At 64.6% G+C, this 26,534-nt stretch carries 24 protein-coding genes; 7 read left to right on the top strand and 17 right to left on the bottom strand.

Annotated elements, in window-relative coordinates; all coding sequences use genetic code 11:
- Positions 1–38: 38 nt before the first annotated feature.
- Positions 39–2,255 (bottom strand): TonB-dependent siderophore receptor, encoded by a 2,217-nt coding sequence (locus F3J24_RS16265; protein WP_167008498.1) that lies wholly within the window; start codon positions 2,253–2,255, stop codon positions 39–41.
- A 537-nt stretch (positions 2,256–2,792) separates the two neighbouring features.
- On the opposite strand from F3J24_RS16265, the gene ilvD reads away from it, so the two are divergent.
- Both ilvD and F3J24_RS16255 read left to right on the top strand, forming a co-directional pair.
- Positions 2,793–4,607 carry a dihydroxy-acid dehydratase gene (ilvD, locus tag F3J24_RS16260; RefSeq protein ID WP_167008495.1) on the top strand — a complete coding sequence of 605 codons (1,815 nt, stop codon included), beginning with the start codon at positions 2,793–2,795 and terminating at the stop codon, positions 4,605–4,607.
- Between the two features lie 97 nt (positions 4,608–4,704).
- Positions 4,705–5,700 (top strand): Bug family tripartite tricarboxylate transporter substrate binding protein, encoded by a 996-nt coding sequence (locus F3J24_RS16255; protein WP_167008493.1) that lies wholly within the window; start codon positions 4,705–4,707, stop codon positions 5,698–5,700.
- A 250-nt stretch (positions 5,701–5,950) separates the two neighbouring features.
- On the opposite strand, the gene F3J24_RS16250 is transcribed toward F3J24_RS16255, so the two are convergent.
- The 3 genes from F3J24_RS16250 to F3J24_RS16240 all read right to left on the bottom strand — a co-directional run bounded on the left by F3J24_RS16250 (position 5,951) and on the right by F3J24_RS16240 (position 9,288).
- A complete protein-coding gene (locus tag F3J24_RS16250) occupies positions 5,951–6,811 on the bottom strand; it encodes a plasmid replication/partition related protein (RefSeq protein WP_167008490.1) in 861 nt (286 codons plus the stop codon).
- A 155-nt stretch (positions 6,812–6,966) separates the two neighbouring features.
- Positions 6,967–8,355: a tRNA 5-hydroxyuridine modification protein YegQ gene (gene yegQ, locus F3J24_RS16245; RefSeq protein WP_114864496.1), complete on the bottom strand. Its 1,389-nt coding sequence runs from the start codon at positions 8,353–8,355 to the stop codon at positions 6,967–6,969.
- Between the two features lie 27 nt (positions 8,356–8,382).
- The gene (locus tag F3J24_RS16240) at positions 8,383–9,288 is read right to left on the bottom strand and encodes a LysR substrate-binding domain-containing protein (protein ID WP_167008487.1); all 906 of its coding nucleotides are present in this window, start codon (positions 9,286–9,288) and stop codon (positions 8,383–8,385) included.
- A 147-nt stretch (positions 9,289–9,435) separates the two neighbouring features.
- Here F3J24_RS16240 and F3J24_RS16235 point away from each other — a divergent pair, with 147 nt between their 5' ends.
- Positions 9,436–10,194 (top strand): sulfite exporter TauE/SafE family protein, encoded by a 759-nt coding sequence (locus F3J24_RS16235; protein WP_167008484.1) that lies wholly within the window; start codon positions 9,436–9,438, stop codon positions 10,192–10,194.
- A 115-nt stretch (positions 10,195–10,309) separates the two neighbouring features.
- On the opposite strand, the gene prfH is transcribed toward F3J24_RS16235, so the two are convergent.
- From prfH to F3J24_RS16180, 11 genes are all read right to left on the bottom strand, one after another.
- Positions 10,310–10,897, bottom strand: a complete 588-nt coding sequence (gene prfH, locus F3J24_RS16230) for a peptide chain release factor H (protein ID WP_167008480.1) — start codon at positions 10,895–10,897, stop codon at positions 10,310–10,312.
- Complete coding sequence (locus F3J24_RS16225; RefSeq protein ID WP_167008477.1) at positions 10,888–12,042, bottom strand: RNA ligase RtcB family protein; 1,155 nt, start codon at positions 12,040–12,042, stop codon at positions 10,888–10,890. The genes prfH and F3J24_RS16225 overlap by 10 nt, the downstream gene beginning before the upstream one ends.
- A 389-nt stretch (positions 12,043–12,431) precedes the next feature.
- Positions 12,432–13,571 (bottom strand): cell envelope integrity protein TolA, encoded by a 1,140-nt coding sequence (tolA, locus tag F3J24_RS16220; protein ID WP_167008474.1) that lies wholly within the window; start codon positions 13,569–13,571, stop codon positions 12,432–12,434.
- Positions 13,572–13,648: 77 nt separating this feature from the next.
- Complete coding sequence (locus F3J24_RS16215; protein ID WP_012839211.1) at positions 13,649–14,080, bottom strand: biopolymer transporter ExbD; 432 nt, start codon at positions 14,078–14,080, stop codon at positions 13,649–13,651.
- A gap of 150 nt (positions 14,081–14,230) precedes the next feature.
- Positions 14,231–14,935 carry a protein TolQ gene (tolQ, locus tag F3J24_RS16210; protein ID WP_043005484.1) on the bottom strand — a complete coding sequence of 235 codons (705 nt, stop codon included), beginning with the start codon at positions 14,933–14,935 and terminating at the stop codon, positions 14,231–14,233.
- Positions 14,932–15,366, bottom strand: coding sequence for a tol-pal system-associated acyl-CoA thioesterase (gene ybgC / locus F3J24_RS16205; protein WP_167008471.1), 435 nt, complete (start codon positions 15,364–15,366; stop codon positions 14,932–14,934). Before ybgC ends, tolQ begins: the two co-directional genes overlap by 4 nt.
- A gap of 52 nt (positions 15,367–15,418) precedes the next feature.
- Entirely contained in the window at positions 15,419–16,612 is a 1,194-nt protein-coding gene (locus F3J24_RS16200) for a pyridoxal phosphate-dependent aminotransferase (protein WP_205244815.1), read from the bottom strand.
- Between the two features lie 206 nt (positions 16,613–16,818).
- Positions 16,819–17,355, bottom strand: a complete 537-nt coding sequence (gene nusB / locus F3J24_RS16195; RefSeq protein WP_043005483.1) for a transcription antitermination factor NusB — start codon at positions 17,353–17,355, stop codon at positions 16,819–16,821.
- Complete coding sequence (gene ribH, locus F3J24_RS16190) at positions 17,348–17,821, bottom strand: 6,7-dimethyl-8-ribityllumazine synthase (protein WP_003053262.1); 474 nt, start codon at positions 17,819–17,821, stop codon at positions 17,348–17,350. Before ribH ends, nusB begins: the two co-directional genes overlap by 8 nt.
- Positions 17,822–17,836: 15 nt before the next feature.
- Positions 17,837–18,958, bottom strand: coding sequence for a bifunctional 3,4-dihydroxy-2-butanone-4-phosphate synthase/GTP cyclohydrolase II (gene ribBA, locus F3J24_RS16185; protein ID WP_003053263.1), 1,122 nt, complete (start codon positions 18,956–18,958; stop codon positions 17,837–17,839).
- Positions 18,959–19,445: 487 nt separating this feature from the next.
- A complete protein-coding gene (locus F3J24_RS16180) occupies positions 19,446–19,751 on the bottom strand; it encodes a 2Fe-2S iron-sulfur cluster-binding protein (protein ID WP_167008468.1) in 306 nt (101 codons plus the stop codon).
- 552 nt (positions 19,752–20,303) lie between these two features.
- Here F3J24_RS16180 and F3J24_RS16175 point away from each other — a divergent pair.
- The 3 genes from F3J24_RS16175 (at position 20,304) to F3J24_RS16165 (ending at position 24,882) form a co-directional block, all read left to right on the top strand.
- A complete protein-coding gene (locus F3J24_RS16175) occupies positions 20,304–21,215 on the top strand; it encodes an SDR family NAD(P)-dependent oxidoreductase (RefSeq protein ID WP_167008465.1) in 912 nt (303 codons plus the stop codon).
- A gap of 317 nt (positions 21,216–21,532) precedes the next feature.
- Positions 21,533–23,059 (top strand): glutamate--cysteine ligase, encoded by a 1,527-nt coding sequence (gene gshA / locus F3J24_RS16170; RefSeq protein ID WP_167008462.1) that lies wholly within the window; start codon positions 21,533–21,535, stop codon positions 23,057–23,059.
- Positions 23,060–23,214: 155 nt separating this feature from the next.
- A complete protein-coding gene (locus F3J24_RS16165; protein ID WP_167008459.1) occupies positions 23,215–24,882 on the top strand; it encodes a methyl-accepting chemotaxis protein in 1,668 nt (555 codons plus the stop codon).
- 17 nt (positions 24,883–24,899) lie between these two features.
- On the opposite strand, the gene F3J24_RS16160 is transcribed toward F3J24_RS16165, so the two are convergent.
- Both F3J24_RS16160 and F3J24_RS16155 read right to left on the bottom strand, forming a co-directional pair.
- Complete coding sequence (locus F3J24_RS16160) at positions 24,900–25,118, bottom strand: oxidoreductase-like domain-containing protein (RefSeq protein ID WP_167008456.1); 219 nt, start codon at positions 25,116–25,118, stop codon at positions 24,900–24,902.
- Positions 25,115–25,339, bottom strand: coding sequence for a hypothetical protein (locus F3J24_RS16155; RefSeq protein ID WP_003053269.1), 225 nt, complete (start codon positions 25,337–25,339; stop codon positions 25,115–25,117). Before F3J24_RS16155 ends, F3J24_RS16160 begins: the two co-directional genes overlap by 4 nt.
- Before the next feature lie 123 nt (positions 25,340–25,462).
- On the opposite strand from F3J24_RS16155, the gene ylqF reads away from it, so the two are divergent.
- Positions 25,463–26,410, top strand: a complete 948-nt coding sequence (ylqF, locus tag F3J24_RS16150) for a ribosome biogenesis GTPase YlqF (RefSeq protein WP_167008453.1) — start codon at positions 25,463–25,465, stop codon at positions 26,408–26,410.
- Positions 26,411–26,534 lie beyond the last annotated feature (124 nt).

Below are 26,534 nucleotides of genomic sequence, written 5' to 3'. Positions count from 1 at the left end.
CGAGACCGGCCTTGAGGCTGGACTCGCGGGGGCGCCGCTTAGAACGGCAGGGTGGCCTGAACGTACAGGGTGCGTGGCATGCCCACGTATTTGCCGCCGCCGTTGTTGTCGGTGGAGCGGGTGAAGTAGCGGCGGTCAAACACGTTCTTCATGCCCACGGTCAGGCGCAGATTGTTCAGTTCCTTGCCTGCCTGGTAGCTGGTGCGCAGGCCCAGGATGGCAAAGCCCGGGATATCGCCCAGATTGCCGTTGGCATCTTCCTGCGTGATGTAGGAGTTGGGCTTGGCACTGGTGCCGGGCGTGCCGGGCGAGCGCTGCTTGGATTGGGCGTTCAGGTCGGCATTGAAGGTCCAGCGCTCCATTGCATAACGTGCCGACAGGCCGGCCGTGTGGCGCGAATAAAGCGGCAGGTCGCGGCCGGCGAAGGGGCCGGCCTGGCTGGTGGCCTGGGTGAAGGTATAGCTCATGCCCAGCGACAGGCCCTTGAGTGCCGGGTAGTTCTTGCCGAAGTCATAGCGCAGCGCCGATTCCAGACCACGGTGGCGCGTGGCGCCCAGATCGGTCCAGATGCCGTTGCCGGTGCCGTCGCCCGGTCGGTCCAGGAACAGCTCCTTGTTGAAGTCGATGTTGAACAGCGTCAGCTCGCCATTCCAGGTGTCGCTCTTGTAGTGCGTGCCCAGCTCATAGGTCTTGGCCGATTCGGGATAGAGCTGGTTGTTGGACGACTGGGCCAGTTGTGCGTACTGTTGGGGTCCGAAGGACTTGCCGGCATTGGCGAACACCGACCAGTGGCTGTCGACGCGGTAGAGCACCGACAGTGTGGGCAGCAGTTCGTTGGCGGCCGCCGTCGGGTAGATGGCCGCTGCGGTCGCGCCCTTGTAGTCCACCACGTTGTTGAAGGAGCGGATGCGCTCGTAGCGCACGCCGGGCGTGATGGTCCAGTTGCCCACATCGATGCGGTTGTCGATATAGAAGGCATTGGCCGTGGTGCCGCCCTGGCTGGTCTGGGTGGTGTTCAGCGGCAGAGCCATGGCATTGACCTGGCCGGGCACATAGAAGCCCGATGTGGCCTGCGCGGTTTCGGAGCTCTTTTCCTTCAGATAGCGATAGCCCACGCTGACTTCCTGCACCACGGAACCGGTCTCGAAAATGCGCGAGTAGCGCGGCTCCACGCCGTAGTAGCTGTAGTCGCGCGGTGCGGCCGTGAGGCTGCGCTTGCCGGCATTGGCGCCAGTGGCATCGCGTTCGATATAGCTGCCGCGGAAGGAGTCCACGTAGTAGCTGAGCACTTCGAAGTTGTTGCGACCGTCCTTGTAGCTGTACTTGAGCGAGCCGTCGGTGCGGCGGCCCGTGAACTGGTCGTAGTTGCGTGTGCTCTGGAACGGGTCGGCTGCGTACTGCGCCGTGGTCAGGCCGCCGGGCATCTGGCCCTTGCCCTCGAAGTGGTGCAGCGAAGCGGAGATGCTGCTGTTGTTGCTGAGCTTGTAGCTGCCCTTGACCAGCAGGTCATCGATGTCGGTCTTGTCGTTGCTGCTGCGCCAGCCCTTGCCGTGCGTGCCCGAATACAGTACGGCCAGACCCAGGCCCGACTCGTTGGTGCCACCCACAAAGAAGCTGGGCGTGGTCTTCACATTGCCGCCGTGGCTGTAGATCTCGGTGCCGATGGAGGCTTCGGCCGCAAAGGTCTTGGGAATGGCGCGCGTCGTGAAGTTGATGATGCCGCCCACGTTCTGCGGGCCGTAGCGCACCGAGCCTGCGCCGCGCACTACGTCGATGGAGTCCAGATTGCCCAGCGCCACGGGCGCCAGCGACAGCTGAGGCTGACCGTAGGGGGCGTAGGAAACGGGCACGCCGTCCTGCAGCACATAGGAGCGTGGCGACAGGCGCGCGGTCAGACCGCGCACGCTCAGGTTCAGAGAGATATCGCTGCCGCCCGTGCCGTTGCTGTCCTGAACCTGCACACCAGGCACCAGACGCAGCGCTTCGCGCAAGGTGGCTGCGCCGCTTTCCTGAATGCGCTCGCGCTCGACGATGGTACGGGCGCCAGGATGCTCCAGAACCTTCTCGGCGCTGGACATGTCGCCGTCCAGCCAGTTGCCGGTGACGGTGACCGAGTCCAGGGCGGCTTCGGTAGCTGCCGCGTTGGCCGTCTGTGCATGAACGGGGCTGGCGAGCACGCCAAGGGCTGCGGCAACGGCAGCGGCGGCGCTGCTCAGGCGAAAAGCGGGGGAGTCGGAAGGATGGAGGTTAGCCATAGGTGTTGTAGGGGAGTGCACACAGCACCTGGCTGGCATGAACAGCGCGCTGCGCCAGCCTTGCGCTGGCGGCATCTCTTGTCTTCAGTCGGGGCCGGGGGGCTATGTGGCGTTTATCGGCAGGCGCAGATATTAATGAGAATGGCTGTCATTTGGCTGTTTGTGGTTATGTTGATACACAAATGGCAGTCTCCCTGTTCAGCAATCTGGCCGGCCGGGGCCGCTGCGTGTGGGCGCTGGCAGGAGAGGGGTGTGGCGCTGTTCGGGCAGCAGCTCCTGCAGACTGGGCAGTTGTGGCGCGCAGTTGCCGGCCTGACATGCATGGCCGCAGTGGAGGCTGCGATCGCGGGCGTTCGGCGCATGATTCTCGGGCAATGCTGCGCCGGCAGGCTTTTTCTTGTGGCAAGGCCGGGTGGCGGCAAGGTGAAACGCCAATGTTCAGGACCGGGGCTGACCGTTATCGTTCATAAACATGCGGCGAAGTTCCGGCACATTCCTGCAGCCGCTGGACTTCATCCCGCTTCCGCTTCGCGCCCCATGAACGATTCCCGCTCCACCGATCCCCAGGCCGCTGTCAGCGGCCACGCTGAACCCTCCGACTCCTCTGTGCCATCCTCCGCCCCGGGCCTGCGCTCGGCCATCGTGCACCGCGGCACCTTGCGCGCCAGCGCGCGCAGCTTTCTGCATGCGCTGGGCCAGGACGACGAGGAGATTGCACGCCCGCATGTGGGCGTGTTCCATACGGGCGGGGAGATGAGCCCCTGCAATATGAATCTCCGCGATCAGGCCCAGCATGCCAAGACAGGCATCTACGCGGGCGGCGGCATGCCGCACGAGTGCCCGGTGGTCTCGGTCAGCGACGGCCTGACCATGGCGCATTCGGGCATGCGCTTTTCGCTGATCTCGCGCGAGCTGATCGCCGACAGCGTCGAGGCCTCGGTGCGCGGCCACCAGTGGGACGGCATCTTTGCCGTGGGCGCCTGCGACAAGAACCTGCCGGGCCTGATGATGGCCATGGTGCGCTGCAATGTGCCCAGCGTCTTCGTGCATGGCGGCTCGGCCCTGCCCGGGCAGATGCCGGGCAGCGTCTCGGGGCGCGATCTCAACGTGGTCGACACCTACGAGACCATAGGCAAGGTGCTGGCCGGCACCTCCACGCTGCAGGAGCTGGACACCGTCACGCGCTCCTGCCTGCCCTCGGCCGGGGCCTGCGCGGGGCAGTTCACGGCCAACACCATGGGCATGGTCAGCGAGGCCCTGGGCCTGGCGCCCATAGGCTCCAGCATGGTGCCGGCCGTGTTCAGCGAACGCGCGCCGCTGATGCGCCGCGCGGGCCGCCAGCTCATGGAGATGGTCTGGGCCAGCGCCAGAGGCGAGGCCGTGCTGCCGCGCGACATCGTCACGCGCAAGGCCCTGGAAAATGCCTGCGCCGTGGTCTGCGCCACGGGTGGCTCCACGAATGCAGCCCTGCACCTGCCGGCGATCGCGCACGAGGCCGGCATACGCTTTCACCTCGACGACGTGGCCGAGATCTTCGCGCGCACGCCGCTGATCGCCGACCTCAAGCCCGGCGGCCGCTTCCTGGCACGGGATGTCTACTACATCGGCGGTGCGGCCGTCATCCTGCGCACGCTGCTGGAGCAGGGCCTGCTGCATGGCGATGCGCTCACCTTCACGGGCCGCACGCTGGCCGAGGAGGTGGTCGATGCCGCCGAGCCCGATGGTGAAGTGGTACGCAAGGCCGGCAACCCGATCTCCGCCGACGGCGGGCTCACGGTGCTCAAGGGCAATCTGTGCCCTGACGGTGCCCTGCTCAAGACCGCAGGGCTCAAGACCCTGGTGCACCGTGGCCCGGCCCGCGTCTTCGACTCCGAGGAGCAGGCGCAGGACGCCGTGCAGGCCATGGCCTACGAGAGCGGCGATGTGCTGGTGATACGCAACGAAGGCCCCAAGGGCAGCCCCGGCATGCGCGAGATGCTGGGCATCACCGCCTTGCTCTACGGCCAGGGCATGGGCGACAAGGTGGCACTGCTCACCGATGGGCGTTTTTCGGGCGCCACGCGCGGCCTGTGCATAGGCTACGCGGGGCCGGAGGCTGCTGATGGCGGGCCGATTGCCGCTTTGCAGGACGGCGACATCATTGCCATCGATGCGCGGGCCGGCGCACGCACCATCACGGTGGAGCTGGAGCCCGCCGTCATTGCCGCACGGCTGGAAGCCGCCCGGGCCAGCCGCGCGCAGCAGCGCCCCCTTGGCGGGCTGCTGGAGAAATACGCGCTGACCGTGCGCCCCGCCCACCAGGGCGCGGTCACGCATTCGGGAGCGGTGACCTGGCTGCGCGACAGCAAGTGATGTGCACAGAGGCAAAAGCGGAGCCCCGGGAGCATGAAACCACACCAGGGCCTGACGGACAGAATCAACGACGACTCAAAACACCAAGGAGACCAATATGAACTTCAACCGCCGTGAATGGCTGCAGGCTACGGGTGCGGGCAGTGCAGGAGCGCTGCTTTCGGCCTTTAGCCTGCCGGCGCTGGCCCAGGCGCCGCTCGAGAATCTGAACATCATCACCGGCTTCGCGGCCGGTGGTACCTCGGACGCCATCTGCCGCCGCGTGGGCACCAAGCTCGCCGCCTATGCCAAGGCCGTGGTGGTGGAGAACCGCACTGGCGCGGGCGGGCAGATTGCCATCAACTACGTCAAGGGCCGTCCGGCCGATGGCTCGGTGATGCTGCAGACGCCCACCTCCATGCTCACCATCTACCCGCATATCTACAAGAAGCTGGGCTACGACCCCGTGGCCGATCTCACGCCCGTCACCGTGGGCTGCATCTTCGACTTCGGCTTTGCCGTCGGCCCCATGGTGCCGGCCAGCGTGACCACCGTGCCCGAGTTCTTTGCCTGGGTCAAGACCCATCCCGACGGCGCCAGCTTCGGTTCGCCCGCTGCGGGCTCCACGCCGCACTTCGTCGGCGCTCTGCTTGGCCAGCAGGCGGGCGTGGACTTCAAGCATGTGGGCTATCGCGGCTCGCAGCCCGCGCTCATGGACATGATGGGCGGCAACATCGCCGCGGTGAGCTGCCCCGTGGGCGATGCCATGCAGCACGCGGCCAGCGGCAAGATGCGCCTGCTGGGCGTGAGCGGTGCCAAGCGCAACCGCTTCATGCCCAAGGTGCCCACCTATACCGAGCAGGGCTACAAGAGCATGGCCCACAGCGAGTGGTTCGGCTTCTTCCTGCCGGCCAAGGCCAAGCCCGATCAGGTGGAGCGGCTCAACGCCCAGATGCGCCAGGCCCTGGCCAGCCCCGATGTGGTCGACAGCCTGGCCGTGTTCGGCCTGGAGGCCATGTCGTCCTCGCCCGCCGAGCTGGCGGCGCTGATCAAGGAAGACCTGGCCAAGTGGGCGCCCATCGTCAAGCAGGTGGGCTTCACGGCCGAGGCCTGATCCACCGTGTCCGGTGGTCCCGGGGCCGTGCCGCCAACCTGGCGGCCGGCGCGGTCCCGTCAAGCCGCCTGGTCGGAGTTGAAACACGCTTTCCGGTCAGGCCGGCAGCGGTGATGTGCTGGCAGGGGGCAGCGTGGCCGCCACCGAAAACCGCATGCAGCGCGAACGCCGGCCCAGGGTCGTACAGCTCATGCGCCAAAGTCTGCGCGTCCATGGCTCCGACGCTTTCTGAGCGGCAGGCGGGGGTGGCTTAACCTTGTTCGGCCAGCAGGTCCTGCAAGGTCTTGACCTGCAGGCGCAGGCGCTCGTTCTCGGCCTCCAGCTCGGTGACGCGGGCCTGCAGCTCTTCGGAGCTGGCGGCTGGCGCGGCTTCTGCCGATTCTTCGGCTTCGGGCTTGGCGGCCTTGGGCTTTTTCTTGGCATCGCGCACGCGCTTGGCGGCCTGCTTGAGCGCATCGGCGCCTTCGGCGGCCACGGCCTGCTGCTCTTCCTCGGGCAGGGTGGCGACCACGGCTGCGGCATTGAGCGAGAGCTCACCAGCCTTGACCGCTGCCACGACTTCGGGCGCGGCCTTTTCCTGGATGGTCTCGATCATCTTGACCTGACCGGCCGACAGGCGGGCGGCGCGGGCCAGGGCTTCACGCGTATCCAGCGCTTCGTCGGGCACCTTGGCCACGCTGGCCAGGGCCTGTGCCACCACGGGGTCGGTCTCGCCTTCCCAGGGGGCTTCCTCGCTGGCCGGCTGTGCGGCTTTGGCGGCGTTCACGGCAGCGGCTGCCGCAGCGCGTCGCTCGGCAATGATCTCGCGCTTGCGCAGCGCCAGCACGCCGCGCTGGAAGTCGGAGACCGAGCGGCGGCCCAGATGCTGGTCGATCATCCACAGATGCACGTCGTCCATGTTCTTGAACTGCGTGGCCTGCACGGTGTTGTAGGGCAGGCCGTGCTTCTGGCAGATGCCGTAGCGGTTGTGGCCGTCGATGAGCAGATCGCCCCAGACCACCAGGGAGTCGCGGCAGCCTTCGGCGAGGATGCTGCGCTCCAGCGATTCGTGCTCGTCCGGGGTCAGAGGGTCGATATAGGCCTTCAGGCCTTCGTCAATCTTCAGTTCCATGTGTGTTCTTTAAATTGAGAAGCTGCTTGCGCTTGTTGGCATTCGTTTTCAGCATGAAATCAATGTGAATTCGATAGAAGACCAGCGATAGCAGCTATGGAGAAAAGAGCAACGCCCCAGCGTATGGGGCGTTGGAAAAGCAAAGCCGGTCGAGCTTACAGCAGTCGCGAAATCAGCGCACCTTCCACGGGGCCTTCCAGCGGAATGCGCACGCGCACGGGGTTGCCTTGTGCGACTTCCACGGGCTGGCCTTCGAGGTTGAACATCTTCTCCAGCTTGACCTGCCGGTTGCCCTGGGGATGGATCACTTCGATGGTGTCGCCCACGGCGAAACGGTTCATGGTTTCAATCTCGGCCATGCCGTCGGCATAGCCGCGCACCGCGCCCACGAAGTGGCTGCGCTGCAGCACGCTGTGGCCGGTTTCGTAGTTCTGGTAGTCGTTGGCAGGGCGGCGCTCCAGCAGGCCGCCGGTATAGCCACGGTTGGCCAGACCTTCGAGTTCGGTGATCAGATGCGGGTTGAACGGCCGGCCAGCCACGGCGTCGTCGATGGCGCGGCGGTAGGTCTGGGCCGTGCGGGCCACGTAGTACAGGCTCTTGGTGCGGCCTTCGATCTTGAGCGAGTCCACGCCGATCCTGGTCAGGCGCTCCACATGCTCCACGGCGCGCAGGTCCTTGGAGTTCATGATGTAGGTGCCATGCTCATCTTCCATGATGGGCATCATCTCGCCGGGGCGGCCCTTTTCCTCGAGCAGATAGATGGCATCGGCCTTGGGGTGGCGCTGCTGGTCGCCGCAGGTGCTGGTGAACTGGTTGTCCAGATCGTTCTTGGCTTCTTCGAAGTTGAAGCCGTTTTCCATGGTCTGGCCCAGCGCCTCGCCGGTGTTGGGGTCCACGGCCGCGTCATGCGTCTTGTAATCCCAGCGGCAGGCGTTGGTGCAGGTGCCCTGGTTGGGGTCGCGGCGGTTGAAGTAGCCCGACAGCAGGCAGCGGCCCGAGTAGGCGATGCACAGCGCGCCGTGCACAAACACTTCCAGCTCCATGTCGGGGCATTCCTGGCGGATCTTCTCGATCTCGTCCAGGCTCAGCTCGCGCGACAGGATGATGCGCGAGACGCCCATCTTCTGCCAGAACTTCACGGTGGCGTGGTTGGTGGTGTTGGCCTGCACGGACAGATGGATTTCCTGCTCGGGCCACTTTTCCTTGACCATCATGATGAGCCCGGGGTCGGCCATGATCATGGCGTCGGGCTTCATCGCGATGATGGGCTCGATATCGCGGATATAGGTGCGCACCTTGTCGTTGTGCGCAATCAGATTGCTGGTCAGGAAGAACTTCTTGCCGCGTGCATGGGCCTCGGCAATGCCCTGGCCGATCTGCTCCAGGCGGAATTCGTTGTTGCGCGCGCGCAAGCTGTAGCGCGGCTGGCCGGCGTAGACGGCGTCGGCACCAAAGTCGTAGGCGGCGCGCATCTTGTCGAGCGAGCCGGCAGGCAGCAGCAGTTCGGGGGCTTTGAGGGTCATGATGGCGCTATTGTCCCGCATAGCGCTTTTCACCGTGGCTTGCTAAGGCTACGCGGTCTGTAGCAGTTGCGCGTGCAGCTGCCGCGCAGGCAAAGACAGGGAGGCCGTCGCGGCGGGCGTGCACAGCAGCAGCTGGCGCTGCGCCCAGGCGTCGGACAGCGGCACGGCCACCACGCCGGTGGCGGCGCCGTGGCGCTGCACGGCGGCCAGCGGCAGCACGGCAATGCCGACGCCCTGGCCCACGAGCTGGCACAGTCCCTCGAAATGCTGCAGCTGAACCTGGATGCGCAGCAGCCGGTCATTGATCTGCAAGGCCTGTTTCTGCAGCAACTGCTGCAAGGCGGATTCGCGCGGCAGGCCGACCCAGTTCTCGTGCAGCAGCTCGGCCAGTTTCAGTTGCGGGCGTCCGGCCAGGGCATGGCCCAGAGGCAATGCGGCGGCCAGCGGGTCCTGCCTCCAGGGCTGGCAGTGCAGGCCTGCCAGGGCACTGCTGTCTTCGGCATCCCAGGCCGCCACGCCGATATCGCACAGGCCCTGGCGCAGTCCGGCCAGCACTTCGCTGCTGGGGCATTCCTGGAGCTCCAGCGCAATCTGCAGGTGCTGGCGCAGAAAGCCGCTGACGGCCAGGGGCAGATGCTCGCGCACGGCCGAGGTATTGCCGCGCAGCCGGATCTGCCCGGCCAGACCGGCGCCGAATTCGCCCATGGCTCCGCGCAGGAGTTGCATCTGGCTGAGCACCTGGCGCGCATGCTGGCCCAGGGTGTGGCCCGCAGCCGTGGGCTGCACGCCGCGTGCCTTGCGAATGAGCAGCGCCGTGCCCAGAAGCTGCTCCATGCCGCGCACGCGCTCGCTGGCCGAGGCCAGCGTGAGATGGCTGAGCTGTGCCGCTGCCGTCAGCGTGCCGCTGTCGAGGATGTGCACAAACAGCTGGAGGTCGGTCAGGTCAAAGCGCATGGGGGTTCAAGCCTAAGGTTTATACGAAGTCTGTATTTGAATAATCCTGCTGGTCAAGCATCTTTCATCGCCGGATTATCGGCGCTATGCAAGAGAAGAATGATTCTTGCCGATGTTTGATGGTTCGGACAATACGAAGGATTGATGATGTGGAATGAAGGCTGGATGGCTGCGGCAGCCATTGCCGTGTTTGGCCTGGCGGGTTGTGTCAAAGGCGTGGTGGGCCTGGGCCTGCCCACGGTTTCCATGGCCTTGCTGGCGGTGTTCATGCCGCCCGCGCAGGCTGCGGCCCTGCTGCTTTTGCCGTCGCTGGTGACGAATCTGGTGCAGATGCGGCCCGTGGCCGGCTTGCGGCCCTTGTTGCAGAGACTGGGCTGGATGCAGCTGGGCATTGTGCTGGGCACGCTGGGAGGCGTGGCCCTCTGGGGCGGAGTCGGCAGCCTGCCTGCAGCCAGGCCGGCGCTGGGCCTGGCGCTGGTCATCTATGCCCTGTGGGGGCTGTCGGGCCTGCGCTGGCAGACGCCGGCGCCGCACCAGGCCTGGCTGGGGGCGGCATGCGGCCTGCTGACGGGCGCCATCACTGCGGTGACCGGTGTTTTTGTCGTGCCTGCCGTTGCCTTTCTGCAGTCGCTGGGCCTGTCACGTCCCGCGCTCATGCAGGCCATGGGCTTGTGCTTTACCACTTCCACGCTGGCCCTGGGGGCCGGCTTGCTATGGCAAGGCCAAGGCCTGGGCGCGCAGGCGCAGGAGATGGGAATGGGACTGCTGGCTTCGGCGCTGATGCTGATTCCGGCTCTGGCCGGTATGCGCTGGGGCGAGTTGCTGCGCGAAAAGCTCTCGCCCGAGCTTTTCCGGAAGCTGCTGATGCTCAGTCTGCTGGCCCTGGGGATCTACCTGTGCTTCTGAGTGGCCGGGCCGGCAGGCCCAGCCACAGGCTGCCGGGCAGCAGCCCGGAGGGCCGCTGTGACATTGTCGCCACCCCTGCGCTCGGGAGGCGGGCGGCAACGTCGTCAAGGGACGGTTACAGGCGGAAGACCTTGACGGCCTGACCGCGCTCGACTTCCCAGTGCTGCTGGCTGCGTAGGCGCTGGGCCTGCCCCTCGCTGCGCGCATTGTGCTGCGCCAGCTTGATGGCCAGCAGCTCGCGTGCCAGCCGCTTGTTGGCATGCTGGCTGCGTTCGCTCATGACCTTGACGGCAATCCCGCTGGGCACATGCAGGGCATGGACGGCCGAGTCCGTGGTGTTGACATGCTGGCCTCCCTTGCCGGAAGCCTTGCAGGACTGGAACTGGATTTCGCCGTCCATGGCCAGCTGGCGCGGCGGCTCGCAGCGTTGCACGGCGACGAACCAGTTCTTGCGCGGATGCCGGGGGCGGAAAGGGCTGGCGAAGACCCACTGGATGGTGCCCAGCCATTCGCGCAGGGCTGGCGTCTCGCGCTCGCAGCGCAGCAGCACCGACCTGTAGCCGGCCGGGGTGCGGAACTCCTCCAGCACCTCGACCGCAAGATCCTCGGCGGCGCAGGCCTGCAGCAGCTTGCGCAGTGTCAGTTGCAGCGCGTATTCGCACTCGGCGGGGCCGTGGGCGGAGCTCAGTTGCATCAGCAGCATTGCAGCGCTCCCTTCTTGTAGGTCAGCAGGGGCTTGAGACGCGCGACCAGCTCCACCAGGCCGGCTTGCTGCAGGCTGGCGACCACGGAGTCCACATCCTTGTAGGCCTGGGGGGCCTCCTCGTAGACCAGCTCGCGGTCGGCGCAGACCACGGCGCTGCCAAAGCGCGTGCGCAGCAGCTCGTCCAGCGTGAAGCGGGGCCGCAGCCGGCCCACGCAGTCCGTGCGTGCCCATTTGCGGCCGGCGCCGTGGGCCAGCGAATCGAGGGCCTCGTGCCGGCCGGTGATGGGCCGCACCAGATAGCTATAGTCGCCGCGCGAGCCCGGAATGACGACCAGACCCCGGTCTGCCGGCGTGGCGCCCTTGCGGTGCAGAAAGCCGTCCTGGCCCTGCCAGTGGTGGGGCAGCACATGGTTGTGCGTGATGTCGAGCACGGCCTCGCCCTGGGTGCGGATCGCGCGCAGCAGGCGCTGGGCGATGCTGCGGCGGTTGAGCTGTGCATAGTCAATGGCGGCATCGTGCTGCAGCAGGTATTGCCCTGCGGCTTCGGTGCCGGCGGCCAGGCCGTCGTGGCTGAAGCGCTGTACATGCTCGCGCAGTATGGCGCCGCCAAGGCCGCGCGAGCCGCTGTGCACCATGAGGTGCACGCGCTTTTTGTCGAGCGCGCCTTCCTCATAGAGGGTCTCGACCTGCTGCAGTTCGGCAAAGTGGTTGCCGCCGCCGATGGTGCCCAGGCTCTGCTGCAGATAGGCCAGGTCAGCGACACCGCTGGTCTGCGCAATCTGCTGCAGCTGCTCCATGTCCACGGTCTCCAGCAGCTCCTGAGGCAGAGGGCCGTCGATATTGCCCACGGCTTTTTCAAGCTTGGCGCCCGAAGTCTTGTGCACGGCCAGTTCGGTCGCGTACAGGGACATGCCGCAGCCTATGTCGCCGCCGACCAGGGCCGGATAGAAGCGTCCTGTCGAGAAGAATGCCGCGCCTACCGGATAGCCCCGGCCCGGATGCAGGTCGGGCAGGCCGACGGCGGCGCGGATGCCGTCCAGATTGGCGGCGGTGGTGTGAAGTTGCTGGATGGCAGCGTCCTCGATCCAGACGCTGCGGTTGGCGAACACCTTGATATAGGTGTCCGAAAAAGAATTGCCCATGAATGGCCCTTGGTCGAATGCATGAAATCAGCGATAGGCAGTCGCGACATGCTCGGCCGAGAGGCATCCGGAAATTCACGCGCAGCGCAAGGCCTGACTCCATACCGTTGATGGGCCGGGCGAGGTCTGCAGCGTGGCGGGAAGCGCTAGAAGGCTTTAGGCGGGCACGACTGCAAAGGGATTTGTCGTCTGGGACATGGCTCTCTCCTTTGCGTGAGTGTGAAAGCGCGCAATCCGTCGTGGATTGCGGCAAAGAAAGGCATGCTATGGACTGGCGGGCGGCGGCGCAAGCCGTGCAGCTCGGTGCGTTGTGGATTGACCACAGATAGAGAAAAGCCCCGCAGGCCATGCCTGCGGGGCTTGGGGGACAGCGAGGGCGCAGTTCCGCGTCAGTCCTGGGGTCTGAAACCTATGACCAGGTCCGACGGCACCTTGCCGTCGATATCGCGCGGCAGCTTGTCGGTCTTGTGCAGGGCGCGAACCACGGCTTCGTCCCAGGCCGCGTTGCCGCTGGACTTGGAGATCGTGGCGTTGGTGATGGTGCCGTCCGGTGCCGTACGCACGCGAACCTCGGCACGCGGATTGCCGCTGACCGCATCGGGGTAGACGATGTTGGGCTTGACGCGCGCTGCCACCTTGGCCGCATAACCCGCCGATGGGCCGCCGCTGGCACTGCTGCCCGCACCGCCCGTGCGGCTGCCGCCGCTGCCGGCCTGATCGCTGCCGCCGGAGCCGCCAGCCAGCCCTTGCAGGCGTGCCAGCTCGGCCTTGCGACGGTCATCGGCTGCCTTGGCATCCTTGGCGTCCCTGGCCGCCTTCTCCTTGGCTTCCTTGGCTGCTTTTTCCTTATCGGCCTTGTCCTTCTCGGCTTTTTCCCTGGCAGCCTTGTCCTTGGCGGCTTTGTCGGCCTTTTCCTTTTCGGCCTTTTCCGCTTTTTCCTTCTCGGCCTTGTCCTTGGCAGTCTTGTCGGCCTTTTCCTTTTTTTCGTGCTCGAGCTTTTCCTTGCGCTCCTTCTCCGCCTTTTCAGCCTTCTGCTTTTCCTGCTGAGCCTTTTCGGCCTTTTCCTTTTCGGCCTTGTCCTTCTCTGCTTTTTCCTTGCGCTCTTTTTCCCGCTGTTCGCGGGCTTCCTGCTCCGCCTTTTCCTTCTTCAGCTGCTCCTGCTTTTTCTTCTTGGCCAGGGCGATCTCGGCCTCATGATCGTCGTCAGGGGCCTGGACCTTGGGAACAGGAGGTAGCGGCGGAGCCACCACGGGCTCCGGTGGAGGTGGCGGCGGCTCGGGCGCGGGGGGCGGTTCCGGAGTAGGCTCCGGGGCAGGGGGCGGCGGTGTCACGGCGGCGGCAGAGGCGGGCGCGGAACTGCTCCAGACCTCGGCTTCGACCATGGCTTCGTCGGCTTCTTTGGGGGGGCGCACCGTCCACAGCAGGGCCGCGATCAGCAACCCGTGCGCGGCCAGGGCGAGCGACCATGAGCGCGCCCGGCCTTTGGGGCGGGGCGGGGCAAACTGATCGCGATCTTGCTGGTTAGGCATGGTGAATTGGTGGTCTGCGCAGGCTGCGGCTTCAAGGTATCAAAGTCGCGGCTGGCGGCAGAGCTTCCTGTAGGGGATCAATTGCTGGAAGAGGAAACGACGCCGAAGGCAATGCGCTTGACGCCGGCCTTGGACAGCGTGGTGTGCGCCTTCATGACGTCGTCAAAAGGCAGACCCTTGTCAGCGATGATCTGTATGGCGCTGTCCTCGCCCTGGCCTTGCTGCCAGGACTGGGCCAGACCCTTGAGGTCGTCGAGCTTGATGGTCTGGGTGTTGCTGCCGTTCTTGAACTGAATGCTGCCGTCCTTGTCGAGTAGCACATAGGCAATGTTCTTGGTCGGCGGGCGCGAGGACTTGCCCGCGCTGGGCACGTTGATGGAGCCCGGCGTGAGCATGGGCGCCGTCACCATGAAGATGATGAGCAGCACCAGCATCACGTCGATGAAGGGCACCATATTGATTTCGTTGACGGTGCGGCGATTGCGACCGCGTGAACTCATGGCTGGCATGGATCACACTCCTTACAAATAGACTGCTCAGCGCAGGCCGAAGACACCGGGCAAGGGCTGCCGCGCAGCAGGGGCTGCCCCAGCGAAGTTGTCGTCCCCCTGCCGAAGAGGGAGGGGGCAGGCGCGAAGCGACTCAGGGCCTGCTTCATCTCAATGGCCGGAGGCGGAGCCGCTGGCGGTGGCACCGACATTGCGCTGCAGGATATTGGAGAACTCCTCGATGAAGGTCTCTTCCTGGCTGGCGATGCGGTCGATGTGGTGGGCGTAGCGGTTGTAGGCCGTTACGGCGGGGATGGCCGCAAACAGACCCATGGCGGTGGCGACCAGGGCTTCGGCAATGCCGGGGGCTACGGTGGCCAGGGTGATCTGCTCCATATTGGCAAAGCCGGTGAAGGCGTGCATCACGCCCCACACGGTGCCGAACAGGCCGACATAGGGCGAGACCGAGGCCACCGTGCCCAGGAAGGACAGGCCGGATTCGATCTCGTCAAGTTCGCGCTGGAAGCTGGCGCGCATGGCACGGCGCGTGCCGTCCATCAGGGTGGCGACATCGCCGATGCGGCGCTCGCGCAGCTTCTGGTATTCACGCATACCGCTGGCAAAGATGCGCTCCATGGGGCCGCCGGTCTTGGCGTTCTGCGCCGCAGAGGCGTAGAGGTCGTTGAGGCTGGTGCCCGACCAGAAGTCCTGCTCGAAATTGTCGTTGAGCGTGCGCACGCGCTTCAGGGTCTGGGCCTTGCGGAAAATGGTGGCCCAGCTCGCTATGGATGCGATCACCAGGATCAGCATGACCAGTTGCACCACCCAGCTGGCCTGCATGATGAGGCTGAGGATGGACATGTCTTGGGAGTTCATGAAAGTTGCTCCAGGATATGGTTCGGAATTCTCGCGGGGCGCATGGTCGTGCCATCCACCCACCCAATTCGGATTGAGCCCGTGCACAGCGGCGTGGACTCTTGGGGCTGACTGTCGGAATGCACCAGCAGCGCCTGCTGCTCGATTGTGAGCGAAGCACGGCCGGCACTTTTCAAGCTAGCGGTAACAAAGAGTTGGTCATCGAGTCGCGCCGGGTGCAGATATTCAAGCTGCGCAGACGTTACGACAAAGATGCCGCCGGTTTGTTCCCGCAGCTTTTGCTGGGCGATGCCCAGCGAGCGCAACCACTCGGTTCGAGCACGCTCGAAGAACTTGAGGTAGTTGGCATAGAACACGACGCCGCCGGCGTCGGTGTCTTCCCAGTAAACGCGTATCGGGAATGTGAACACCCCCGCTGCGGCGGCTTGCATGGCATCGGCCCCGTCAGACAAAGGCGCTGGTTGGCTCTGCATCATCACGGGTTCAGCACAAGAGCTTTTTCATGCGAGCAATCGCTTCCTGCAGCTGCTCCATCGAGTTGGCGGTGGAAAAGCGCACATAGTTTGCCGTCTCGGCCTGACCGAAGTCGCGGCCGGGGGTGATGGCCAGGTGAGCCTGGTTCATCAGCGCATAGGCAAAGTCCCAGCTGCCCTTCACGCCGAGCTTTTCGGCAGCGGCGCGGCAGTCGGCCCAGGCGTAGAAGGCGCCGTCGGGCTTGACGGGCACGGGCATACCAATCGATTCGAGAGCCGGGATGAAGTAGTCGCGGCGGGCCTTGAACTCGGCGCGGCGACGCTCGTACTCGGCGATGCTTTCAGGCTCGAAGCAGGCCAGGGCCGCATATTGCGACACGGTGCTGGCGCAGATGAACAGATGCTGGGCCAGCATCTCGATGGGCGCAACCAGGGACTCGGGCACCACCATCCAGCCCAGGCGCCAGCCCGTCATATTGAAGTATTTGCTGAAGCTGTTGATGGAGATGATGTCATCGCCCAGCTTCAGGGCCGATTGGCCGAAGGCTTCGTCATAGGACAGGCCCAGATAGATTTCATCGACGATGGTCAACCCGCCTTTGGCGCGCACGACGTCGTGGATGCGGCGCAGCTCATCGGGAGCAATCGAGGTGCCCGTGGGGTTGGAAGGCGAGGCCAGCATCACGCCGCGTGTGCGCTCGCCCCATGCCGCTTCGACCTTGGCGGCGCTGAGCTGGAAGCGCTCCGCCGCCGAAGAGGGGATGAGCACCGGCTTGCCCTCGGCCGCCGAGACAAAGTGGCGGTTGCAGGGGTAGCTGGGATCGGGCATCAGCACCTCGTCGCCCTCGTCGATCAGCGCCAGGCAGGCCAGCTGCAGCGCGGCCGAGGCGCCGGCCGTGATGATGATGCGGCGCGCCGGCACGTCCACGCCGAAGCGGCTGGCGTACCAGGCGCTGATGCGCTCGCGCAGCTCGGGCAGGCCCGGAGCCTGGGTGTATTGCGTGCGGCCGCCGCGGATGGCGCGCTCAGCCGCTTCCTGCACCAGGGGCGGGGCGCTGAAGTCCGGCTCGCCGATGTTCAGGTAGATCATGGGCGTGCCGCTGGCGCTGGACTGGCGGGCCACTTCCTGCGCGTGCTTGGCCATTTCCATGACGTAGAAAGGCTCGATGCGTTGGGCGCGGCGGGAAAGCTCAATGACGGACATGGACGACGTTATTCTTTCAATCAATCAGCGTTTGGGAGCAATCGGGCAACTGCAGGGCGTACGCTGCAGCAGCTTTGCGCCCATAAAAAAACTGCAACCAGCCAGCGGGTGCACGATAGCACCAGCGGCCCTGTTGCAGTGTTTGCTTTGACTATGCATGCAGCGGCAGCAGGGCCGCGCAGGCGCGGCGCTGCAGGTCAAGCGCTTCAGCTGGCAGACTTGTTGGCGCGGTCATGCGCCACTTCGGTGGCACGCAGCTCGGGAGCCAGCCCGTTGAGCACGGCGTTGACATACTTGTGACCGTCGGTGCCGCCAAATTCCTTGGCCAGCTCGATGCACTCGTTGAGCACCACGCGCCAGGGCACGTCAGGGCAGTTCTGGAACTCGTACACGCCAATCCACATGCAGGCATGTTCAATGGGCGAGATCTCGGTCAGGCCGCGATCGAGCTTGGGCGTGATCAGCGCATCCAGGGAGACTTCGTTTTCCACGCAGCCGCGCAGCAGTGCGTCGTAGTGCACCACGTCGGCCTTGTGAAAGCCGGCCAGATCGCGCGTGAAGCGATCGATGTCGAGCACCGCATTGCGGCCCACGATGTGCTGATACAGACCTTGCAGTGCGAATTCGCGTGCGCGGCTGCGGTTGGACTTGGAGCCCGCCTTGCGTGCGCCGGTGCTGGTCAGGCCGGTGCGCTTCTGGGGTGGGCGGCGCGAGCCGGACTCGCTGGATTGTTCTTCACTCATGATCGTCGTAGGAGTTGAGCAGATTGGCCATTTCCACGGCGACGCGGGCTGCGTCGCGGCCCTTCTCGACCTGGCGGGCGATGGCCTGCTCCATGTTTTCAGTGGTGATGATCGCGTTGGCGATCGGCAGCCGGTAGTCAAGGCTCAGGCGTGTCACGCCCGCGCCCGATTCGTTGGCTACCAGCTCGAAGTGGTATGTCTCCCCACGGATGATGCAGCCCAGCGCCACCAGGGCGTCGTACTGATCGGTGTCGGCCAGTGTCTGAAGTGCCACGGGCACTTCGAGTGCGCCGGGGACGGTGACATGGTCGATGTTCTCGGTCTTCACACCCAGTGCCAGCAGCTCGTCGCGGCAGGAGGCAAACAGGGTGTTGGTAATGCTTTCGTTGAAGCGTGCCTGCACGATGCCGATCTTCAGTCCGGCGCCGTTCAGGTTTTGGCCTTGGCCTTTTTCTGCGTTTTGCATCTGGTGGTCCGTCTCTTATTCCTTGGGGATGTAACCCGTGATTTCCAGGCCGTAGCCCGCCATGCTGGGCATGCGGCGGGGCTGGCCCATAAGCTGCATCTTGCTCACGCCCAGCTCGCGCAGGATTTGCGCGCCCACGCCATAGGTGCGCAGGTCCATGCGGCCGCGTTCCGGGGCCTGGGCCGAACGGGCCTTGCCTTCGAACTGGGTCAGCAACTGCTCGCCGGATTCGCTGCAGTTGAGCAGCACGGCCACGCCCTGGCCATTGCCGTTGATGTATTTGAGGCTTTCATCCAGACACCAGGAATGCTGGTTGCGGCCGGTTTCGAGCGCATCGAGCACTGACAGCGGCTCGTGCACGCGCACGGGCACGGTGGTGTCTGGCTGCCATTCGCCCTTGACCAGTGCCAGGTGCACGGAGCCGCTGGGCACGTCGCGGAAGGCATGGGCGATGAATTCGCCATGGGCGGTCTGCATGGGGCGGCTGCCCACTTTCTGCAGCAGGGATTCATTGCGGCTGCGGTATTCGATGAGGTCGGCAATCGTGCCGATCTTGATGCCATGCTCGGCGCAGAACAGCTGCAGATCGGGCAGGCGGGCCATGGTGCCGTCGTCCTTCATGATCTCGCAGATCACGGCCGAGGGCGTGCAGCCTGCCAGCGCGGCCAGGTCGCAACCGGCTTCGGTATGGCCGGCGCGCATGAGTACGCCGCCGTCCACGGCCTGCAGCGGGAAGATATGGCCGGGTTGCACCAGATCGCTGGGCTGGCTGTTCTTGTTCACGGCCACCTGGATGGTGCGCGCGCGGTCGGCGGCCGAGATGCCGGTGGTCACGCCTTCGGCGGCTTCGATGGAGATGGTGAAGGCCGTGCTGTACACGGTGCCGTTGCGCGCGGCCATGGGCGGCAGCTTGAGGAATTCGCAGCGCTCGCGGGTCAGCGTCAGGCAGATCAGGCCACGGCCGAAGCGGGCCATGAAGTTGATGGCCTCCGCTGTGACATGGTCGGACGCCAGAACCAGATCGCCTTCGTTCTCGCGGTCCTCTTCGTCAACGAGAACGACCATGCGGCCGGCACGCATTTCCGCCACGATTTCTTCGACGGGCGAGATGGGCACGGGTTGGAGGGAGCTGTTCATGGAATGCCTTCTTGGACGTGAACTGGATGCGATGCACTGCAGTTGGCGGCTGGCGCATGACACGCACCAGTGAGGCATTGCCGACGCCGCCACGGGCGCAGGCAGGACTTCCAAAGAACGTGTGAGGCGGGGGCCGCCTGGGCGGAGCCGCTTTCTGCAGGGCAAGGCCTTGCGGAAAGCGCTCATTCTATTGCAGAGCGGGCTTTGAGCGCGCGAGCCGACCCTGAAACCATGATGCAATGCAAGAACCGGACGCAGTTCCGATGCGTGGCATCCAGCAAGAGCCGCCCCGGAGGATGCCTGCCCCAGCAATGATGCCGTCCGTCTTTGGCGGCAGAGGCGGCAAGGCCGCTCCAGTATTGGAAGCTTCAGCTTGTATTGGCACAGCCTAGTTCAAAGGCATCAAGCAAGAGCCGCCCCGCAGCGTGGGCTGCTCCAGCATTGATGCCCTCCCCTTGGGAGAAGCAGCAAGGCGGCTCAGAGTGGCTTACAGATACTCATGATCCTTGAGCACCACATCGCTGTCGGGATAGGCGCAGCAGGGCAGCACGTAGCCTTCGGCCTGCTCCTCGCTCGTCACGCCCGGCCATTCGATGTTGTAGTGCACGCTGCCCGATACCAGCTGTCCCATGCAGGTGCGGCAGGTGCCGTTGCGGCAGGAGCTGGGCCAGTTCACGCCGCCGCTCTCCAGCGAGTCCAGCAGGGACTGGTCGGCCCAGGCATCGACCTGCTGGCCGCTGGGCTCGCACTTGGCGATGAAGAAGGGAGGGGCAAAAGCAGAGGCGTTGGACATGAGGCGCTGTGGTGATTCTTTGCAAAACCCGTTGTTGTAGCCGGTTTGCCAAGGCCGTGGGGCCGGTGCGGATTGCCTGTTTTTTCAGCGCTTGGAAATGAGCCTTTTGAAATCAACGACTTGCCTGACTTATTCATGAGGCAGGTGCAGTTGTTCACAAGGATGTCCAGCGTAGGACGGGATAAGTGGACGTCTGTCGATGGTGGTCTGATTAAAAAACAGGCAATTTGCAAAACCCCATGCAAATCAAGTGCTTGAAACATTGCTGCAAAAGCTATTCAGGCTTGTCCACAGGCTTGTTGAGAAAAATTGGGGAAAAGCCCGTCGCTTGTGGATGACCTATGTTTGCTATTGATAAAAGAGCTTGTAGCGCTTGCAAATATTGAAATTTGAATAGTTTTAATATTGAAACCAATTGATTGATTGCGGTAAAAGCTTCCGAATTAATAGCATGCTCCAGACTTACCCGCAGGCAGTCGCAAACGCTACGTTGCGCTGCAGCATGGGGGCTTAAAGTGATTGCATCAATGCACAAGCAAGGAACAAGACATCATGGCAATGGATTTTCAAGGTCGTGTGGCCATCGTGACGGGAGCGGGCGGCGGTCTGGGGCGTCTGCACGCGCTGGCCCTGGCCAGGCGCGGCGCCAAGGTGGTGGTCAACGATCTGGGCGGCGCGGTGGACGGCTCGGGCGGCTCGGCCACGGCGGCACAGCAGGTGGTCGATGAAATCCGTGCGGCAGGCGGCGAGGCGATTGCCAACGCGGCCTCCGTGACCGACTTCGAAGCCGTGCAGGCCATGGTCAAGCAGGCCATCACGGCCTGGGGGCGCGTGGACATTCTGGTCAACAACGCCGGCATTCTGCGTGACAAGAGCTTTGCCAAGATGGATATGGCGGACTTCCGACTGGTGGTCGACGTGCACCTGATGGGCGCAGCCAACTGCTGCAAGGCCGTCTGGCCGTATATGCAGGAGCAGAACTATGGCCGCATCGTGATGACGACCTCGTCCACCGGCCTCTATGGCAATTTCGGCCAGGCCAACTATGGTGCGGCCAAGCTGGCCCAGGTGGGCCTGATGCAGACGCTGGCCATCGAAGGCGCCAAGCACAATATCCGGGTCAACGCACTGGCCCCCACGGCAGCCACGCGCATGACGGCGGGCCTGCTGCCCGAGCCGGTGCTGGAAGCCTTGAAGCCGGAGGCCGTGGTGCCCGCCATGCTGGTGCTGGCGCACGAGAGCGCGCCCACACGCACCATCGTCTGCGCCGGTGCCGGCGGTTTCGAGGCCGCGCACATTACCATGACCGAGGGCATTTATCTGGGCATGGGCGAGACCGTGCCCGAGGAGCTGGCCGAGCGCCTGGCCGAAGTCACGGCCAGCGAGGGCCAGCAGGTGCCGGGCAGCGGCGCCGTCCAGGGACAGGTGGAAGTGGGCAAGGCCATGAAAGCGCATGGACATTGATCAAAGCCAAGCTCGCGGCATTTTTTGGCCCGTGCCGGCGGCGGCAACGGCTGCCAGCTGCGATTAGCACAGCTGAAAAAAGCCCTCTTGCGAGGGCTTTTTCTGTTTGGGAGTGAGCATGTGCTCATGCCAGGGCTTCGGTTAACCTGACAAATTTCTGGCATGGCTTCGGGCTTGTAGCAGCTCAACAGGCCGAAAAACGTGGTTAAGCGGCCAGCCGCCTTCGTGTTGTGCCTTGTTTCTCTATCATTCGCCGTCTGGGCGCGATTGGGCAGACGAGGTTTGTCGTCAGCGTCTTCACTAAGAAGGTAAAAACAATGAAGACATCGCAGGCCGTCGTGAATATGCCCACCGCCGAAAGGCTGCTGGGCATTCGTCGCGGCATCGAGAAAGAAGGACTGCGGGCCCTGGCCACGGGCTCGCTGGCCCTGACGCCGCACCCTGCGGAACTGGGCTCGGCTCTCACGCACCCGCACATCACCACCGATTACAGCGAGTCCCAGCTGGAACTGATCACCGGCGCGCGCCTGGGTGTCGAGGAATGCCTGGACGAGCTGACCGAAGTCCACCAGTTCGTGCTGCGCAATCTCAGCGAAAGCGGCGAGCTGATGTGGAACGCCAGCATGCCCTGCCGGCTGCCCACGGACGAGACAATTCCGCTGGGCCGTTATGGCGGCTCGCACTCGGGTCGTTCCAAGAGCGTTTACCGCATGGGGCTGGGGCACCGCTATGGCCGCCGCATGCAGACCATCTCTGGGATTCATTACAACTGGTCGCTGCCCGGAGTGAGCAGCGACCAGTACTTCGCGCTGATCCGCAACTTCCGCCGCAACGCCTTTGTGCTGCTGTACCTGTACGGTGCCTCTCCCGCGCTGTGTCCCTGCTTTGTGGAAGGGCGCGAGCATCGCCTGCAGCCTCTGGGCGACGGCAGGAACGCACTGTATCTGCCCTATGCGACGTCGCTGCGCATGGGGCGACTGGGCTATCAGAGCGATGCGCAGTCCAGCATCAATGTCAGCTACAACGGACTCGAGGGCTATGCGGACTCGCTGCATGAGGCGCTGACCCGTCCCTACCCGGCCTACGAGCAACTGGGCGTGAGAAACCCCGGTGGCGACTACAACCAACTGGGCACGGGTCTGCTGCAGATCGAGAACGAGTTCTACGGCACCATCCGCCCCAAACGCACCGTCAAGAGCGGCGAGCGCCCGCTGCATGCGCTGCGCGAGCGCGGCGTGGAGTATGTGGAAGTGCGGCTCATGGACATCGATCCCTATGAAACCGTGGGCATTGCCCCGGCCACCATGCGCATGATCGACGTCTTCCTGCTGCACTGCCTGCACAGCGACAGCCCCGATGACACGCCCCAGGAAATCGCCGACCTCAAGCACAACCAGCATCTGGCAGCCGAGCAGGGCCGCGAGCCAGGCCTGACGCTGGTGCGCAACGGCCAGCAGGTGCTGCTGACCGAATGGGCGCAGGAAGTGCTGGAGCAGTGCCGTCCCTATGCCCAGGCGCTGGATGCCGCGCATGGCACGGGCGACTACAGCGCCGCGCTGGAGCAGGCCCTGGCCCGCGTGCAGGACGCGCAGTCCACGCCCTCGGCCCATGTGCTGCAGGAGCTCACCGGCGCCTATGACAACCATTTCATCGACTTCATGACCACGCAGTCCGCCAAGGCGCGTGATGCCTTGCTGGCCATGCCCTGGACGGCAGAGCAGCAGGCGCGCTACGAGCAGATGAGCCAGGAGTCGGTGATTGCTCAGCAGGCCATCGAGGCCGCCGACACCATGACGTTCGAAGAGTGGCGTCAGCGCTATATGGACCCGTCCAGCCTGCGCTGATTCTCCGAATTTGATAGCTGAAAGCGCTTGCGGCTTCTGGGTTGCAAGCGCTTTTTCTTTTTGATCAGGCTGCGATGTCACAGCCTCGTCATCTGTGTTTCATATCGTAACGATTGGCGGGGCACTGCGCTCCGCGCTTGATCGGCGGTGTGCTCATGTTGTTGAAGAAATTCCAGAACCTTTCGGTGGCTCGCAAGATGTGGGCCTTGTTCCTGGGGCTGTTGCTGTGCAATGTGCTGGTGGCAGGCGGCCTGTTCAGCTATTTGCAGAATGTGGAGCAGCGGGTCAGCGCAGCCGTTCAGGCCACGGACAAGCGCATCAATCTAGCGCTGCGCTGGCAGGCGCTGACACTGCAGAGTGTGGAGGCCGCGCTGGCCAGCGTGCTCTCGTCGGAAGAGCATCTGATCGCTCAGCTCTCGCAGAAAGCGCGCGGGCTGATGCAGCAGGCCGCAGGTCTGCAGCAGCAGGTACAGGCCGATGCCCAGACCGAGGTCGATCGGGGCGGGCTGACCAAGGTGGAGCAGGAGCGCAAGGCCGTGCTCGATATCTATGAAAAGGCCTATCAGGCGCGCGACCTGGGCAAGGCCTGGGAGGCGCAGAAGCTGGTGGACGAGCAACTGATCCCGGCCTCCAGGCGCTATGTCCAGGCCCAGGATGCCTTTATCGAGGCCCAGCAGCAGCAGCGCCTGGATGCCGAGCAGCAGGGGCGCGAGCAAACCGCTGTCGCCAAGCGCATGGCCGTGGGTGTGGGTCTGTTCATGGGGCTGGTGGGGGCGCTGCTGTCGCTGGCGACGATTCGCTCCATCACCTCACCCCTGAGCGAGGCCGTACAGCTGGCGCAGACCATTGCGGCGGGCGATCTGAGCTTTGCGCCGCCGTCAACGGGGCGCAGCGACGAGCTGGGCCGGCTCATGCAGTCGCTGGCGCTGATGACGCGCCAGTTGCGGGGCCTGGTGGGCGAGGTGCAGGGCGGCGTGGAGGCGGTGGCCGCCGCATCCAGCCAGATGGCGCAGGACAATAGCGACCTCTCCGATCGCACGGCCCATGCGGCAGAGCAGCTCAAGGCCACGGTCAGCAGCATAGAGAACATGGTCACCCTGGTCACCCATTCGGCCGACAGTGCGCGCCATGCCGACCAGAGTGCGCGCAGTGCTGCCGAGGCGGCGGCCAGCGGCGGCAGCGTGGTGCAGGAGGTCGTGCGCAACATGGAGCACATGGCGCAGAGCAGCCAGCAGGTGGCCGCCATTGTGGGAGTGATAGACGGGATTGCCTTCCAGACCAATATCCTGGCACTGAATGCCGCCGTGGAGGCGGCGCGGGCCGGCACCCAGGGCCGCGGCTTTGCCGTGGTGGCAGCCGAGGTGCGCGAGCTGGCCCAGCGCAGTGCCGAAGCGGCCAAGCAGATCCGCCAGCTGATGGACCATTCCACCCGGCAGATGAAGTCGGGCCAGACGCTGGCGCTGCAGGCCGGTCAGCGCATGGAGCATATCGTGCGCGATGTGCGCACGGTCAGCGGTCTGATCGCATCGATCACCGAGGCGGCCCAGGCTCAGAACCAGGGCATTGCCCAGATCAGCGAGGCGGTGCAGGCCCTGGACCATATGACCAGCCAGAACGCGGGTCTGGTGGCGGAGTCCAGTGCGGCGGCACGCGAGCTATTCCATCAGGCGCAGCGACTGGAGGCCGGGGCAGGACGTTTCCGGGTCAGCTACCAGTCGTTGGGTAACGAGATCGTCGATATCGATTTCGATGACGATGACGATGCTATGAAAGATGAGGCTCATCCGCGCAGCCTGCCTGCGCAGGAAGCCGAAACGGCATAAGTTCCGGCAGTCTGGTTTCAGCCTGCGGCCAGGGCTTCGGACGCATCCTCCAGCCAGAAAGACAGCGCACCATAATAGCCTTCCCAGACGCAGCCGTTGCAGCCGCGCCCGCAGCAGCTCGTGGGCTCGGGTGGTGGTTGGCGCAGTGTCACCGCCGCTGCCGCAGCGCGCTGCTGCCAGAGCGCGATCTGGCTGCGAGCCTGGGTCAGCGGCTGCAGCAGGGCCGCATCGCTCATTTCCTGAAGCGAACCCAGAGAAACTGGGCTATGAAGGCCAGACCCAGCACCAGGGCGAACCAACCCACGATATGGGACTGGGCAAACAGCTGGGCGATGCCGCTTTCGGGCTTGAACACCGGAGCCAGCAAGATGATGATGCCGATCAGCGCAATCGTCAGGCCTTTGATCAGGATTTCGTTGCGGGATTTGGGCTTTTGGGGGGCGGATGGCAGGGGCATAAGCGAGCGGACAGGTCAGAAAGGCAGAGGCAGATTATCCTTGCGCGCCTGAATTCACCGACATAAAAGGGTGTTTGCGCCGATTGCGTGCCTACACCCCGCACAACAAGAAAGATCTGCGCTATGGCCATCCAATGGTTTCCCGGTCACATGCATCTGACACGTCAGGCCATCACGGAGCGCGTCAAGGAAATCGATGTGGTCATCGAGGTTCTGGATGCGCGCCTGCCTGGCTCCAGCGCCAATCCCTTGCTGCAGGAGATGACGGGCCACAAGCCGCGCCTGAAGATACTCAACAAGCAGGACATGGCCGATCCGGTACAGACCAAGGCCTGGATGGACTGGTACAACGCCCAGAGCGAGACCCGCGCCATTGGCCTGGACGCCTCGGAGCCGGCGCCCACCAAGCGCCTGATCGAGCAGTGCAAGCTGCTGGCACCGTCGCGCGGCGGTCTGGCCAAGCCCATGCGTGTGCTGATCTGCGGCGTGCCCAATGTGGGCAAGTCCACGCTGATCAACTCCATGAGCGGCAAGACCCAGGCCAAGACCGGCAACGAGGCCGGCGTGACCAAGCTGGAGCAGCGCATCGTGCTGGCCGACGATTTTTACCTCTGGGACACGCCGGGCATGCTTTGGCCGCGCATCATCGTGGAGAAAAGCGGCTACAATCTCGCCGCCAGCGGCGCCGTGGGGCGCAATGCCTATGACGAAGACCTGGTTGCGCTGGAGCTGCTGCTGTATCTGCAGAAGCACTATGCCCCCATGCTGGAGGCGCGCTACAAGCTGGGCATCTCGGCCGAGGAGATCGCGGCATTGCACGACGACGAGCTGCTGACGCTGATCGGCAAGAAGCGCGGGGCCGTGATGAGCGGTGGCCGCGTGAATCTGCAGAAGGCGGCCGAGCTGGTGCTGACGGACTTCCGCGATGTGAGCATAGGCCGCATCACGCTGGAGACACCGGCCGAATTTGAGGCCTGGCTTGCCGAGGGCCAGCAAAAAGATGCGGAGCGCCAGGCCAGGAAGGACGCCCAGACCAAGGCGCGCAGAAGCGCGCGCCGCCGCCAGCCCTGAGCTTGGGGCTAACGCCCGGCCCCCGGGTGGCTCAGGCAGGTGGCACTGGGCAGGCAGGCCTTGCGTGCAGATTTTCTGAATCAGACTTGCCTGGGCGATTGAACTAATTGGCAACTGCCCCTAG

The organism is Comamonas sp. Tr-654 (genome assembly GCF_011752915.1).
GTDB lineage: Bacteria > Pseudomonadota > Gammaproteobacteria > Burkholderiales > Burkholderiaceae_C > Comamonas.
This window is presented reverse-complemented; position numbering and strand designations above follow the sequence as displayed.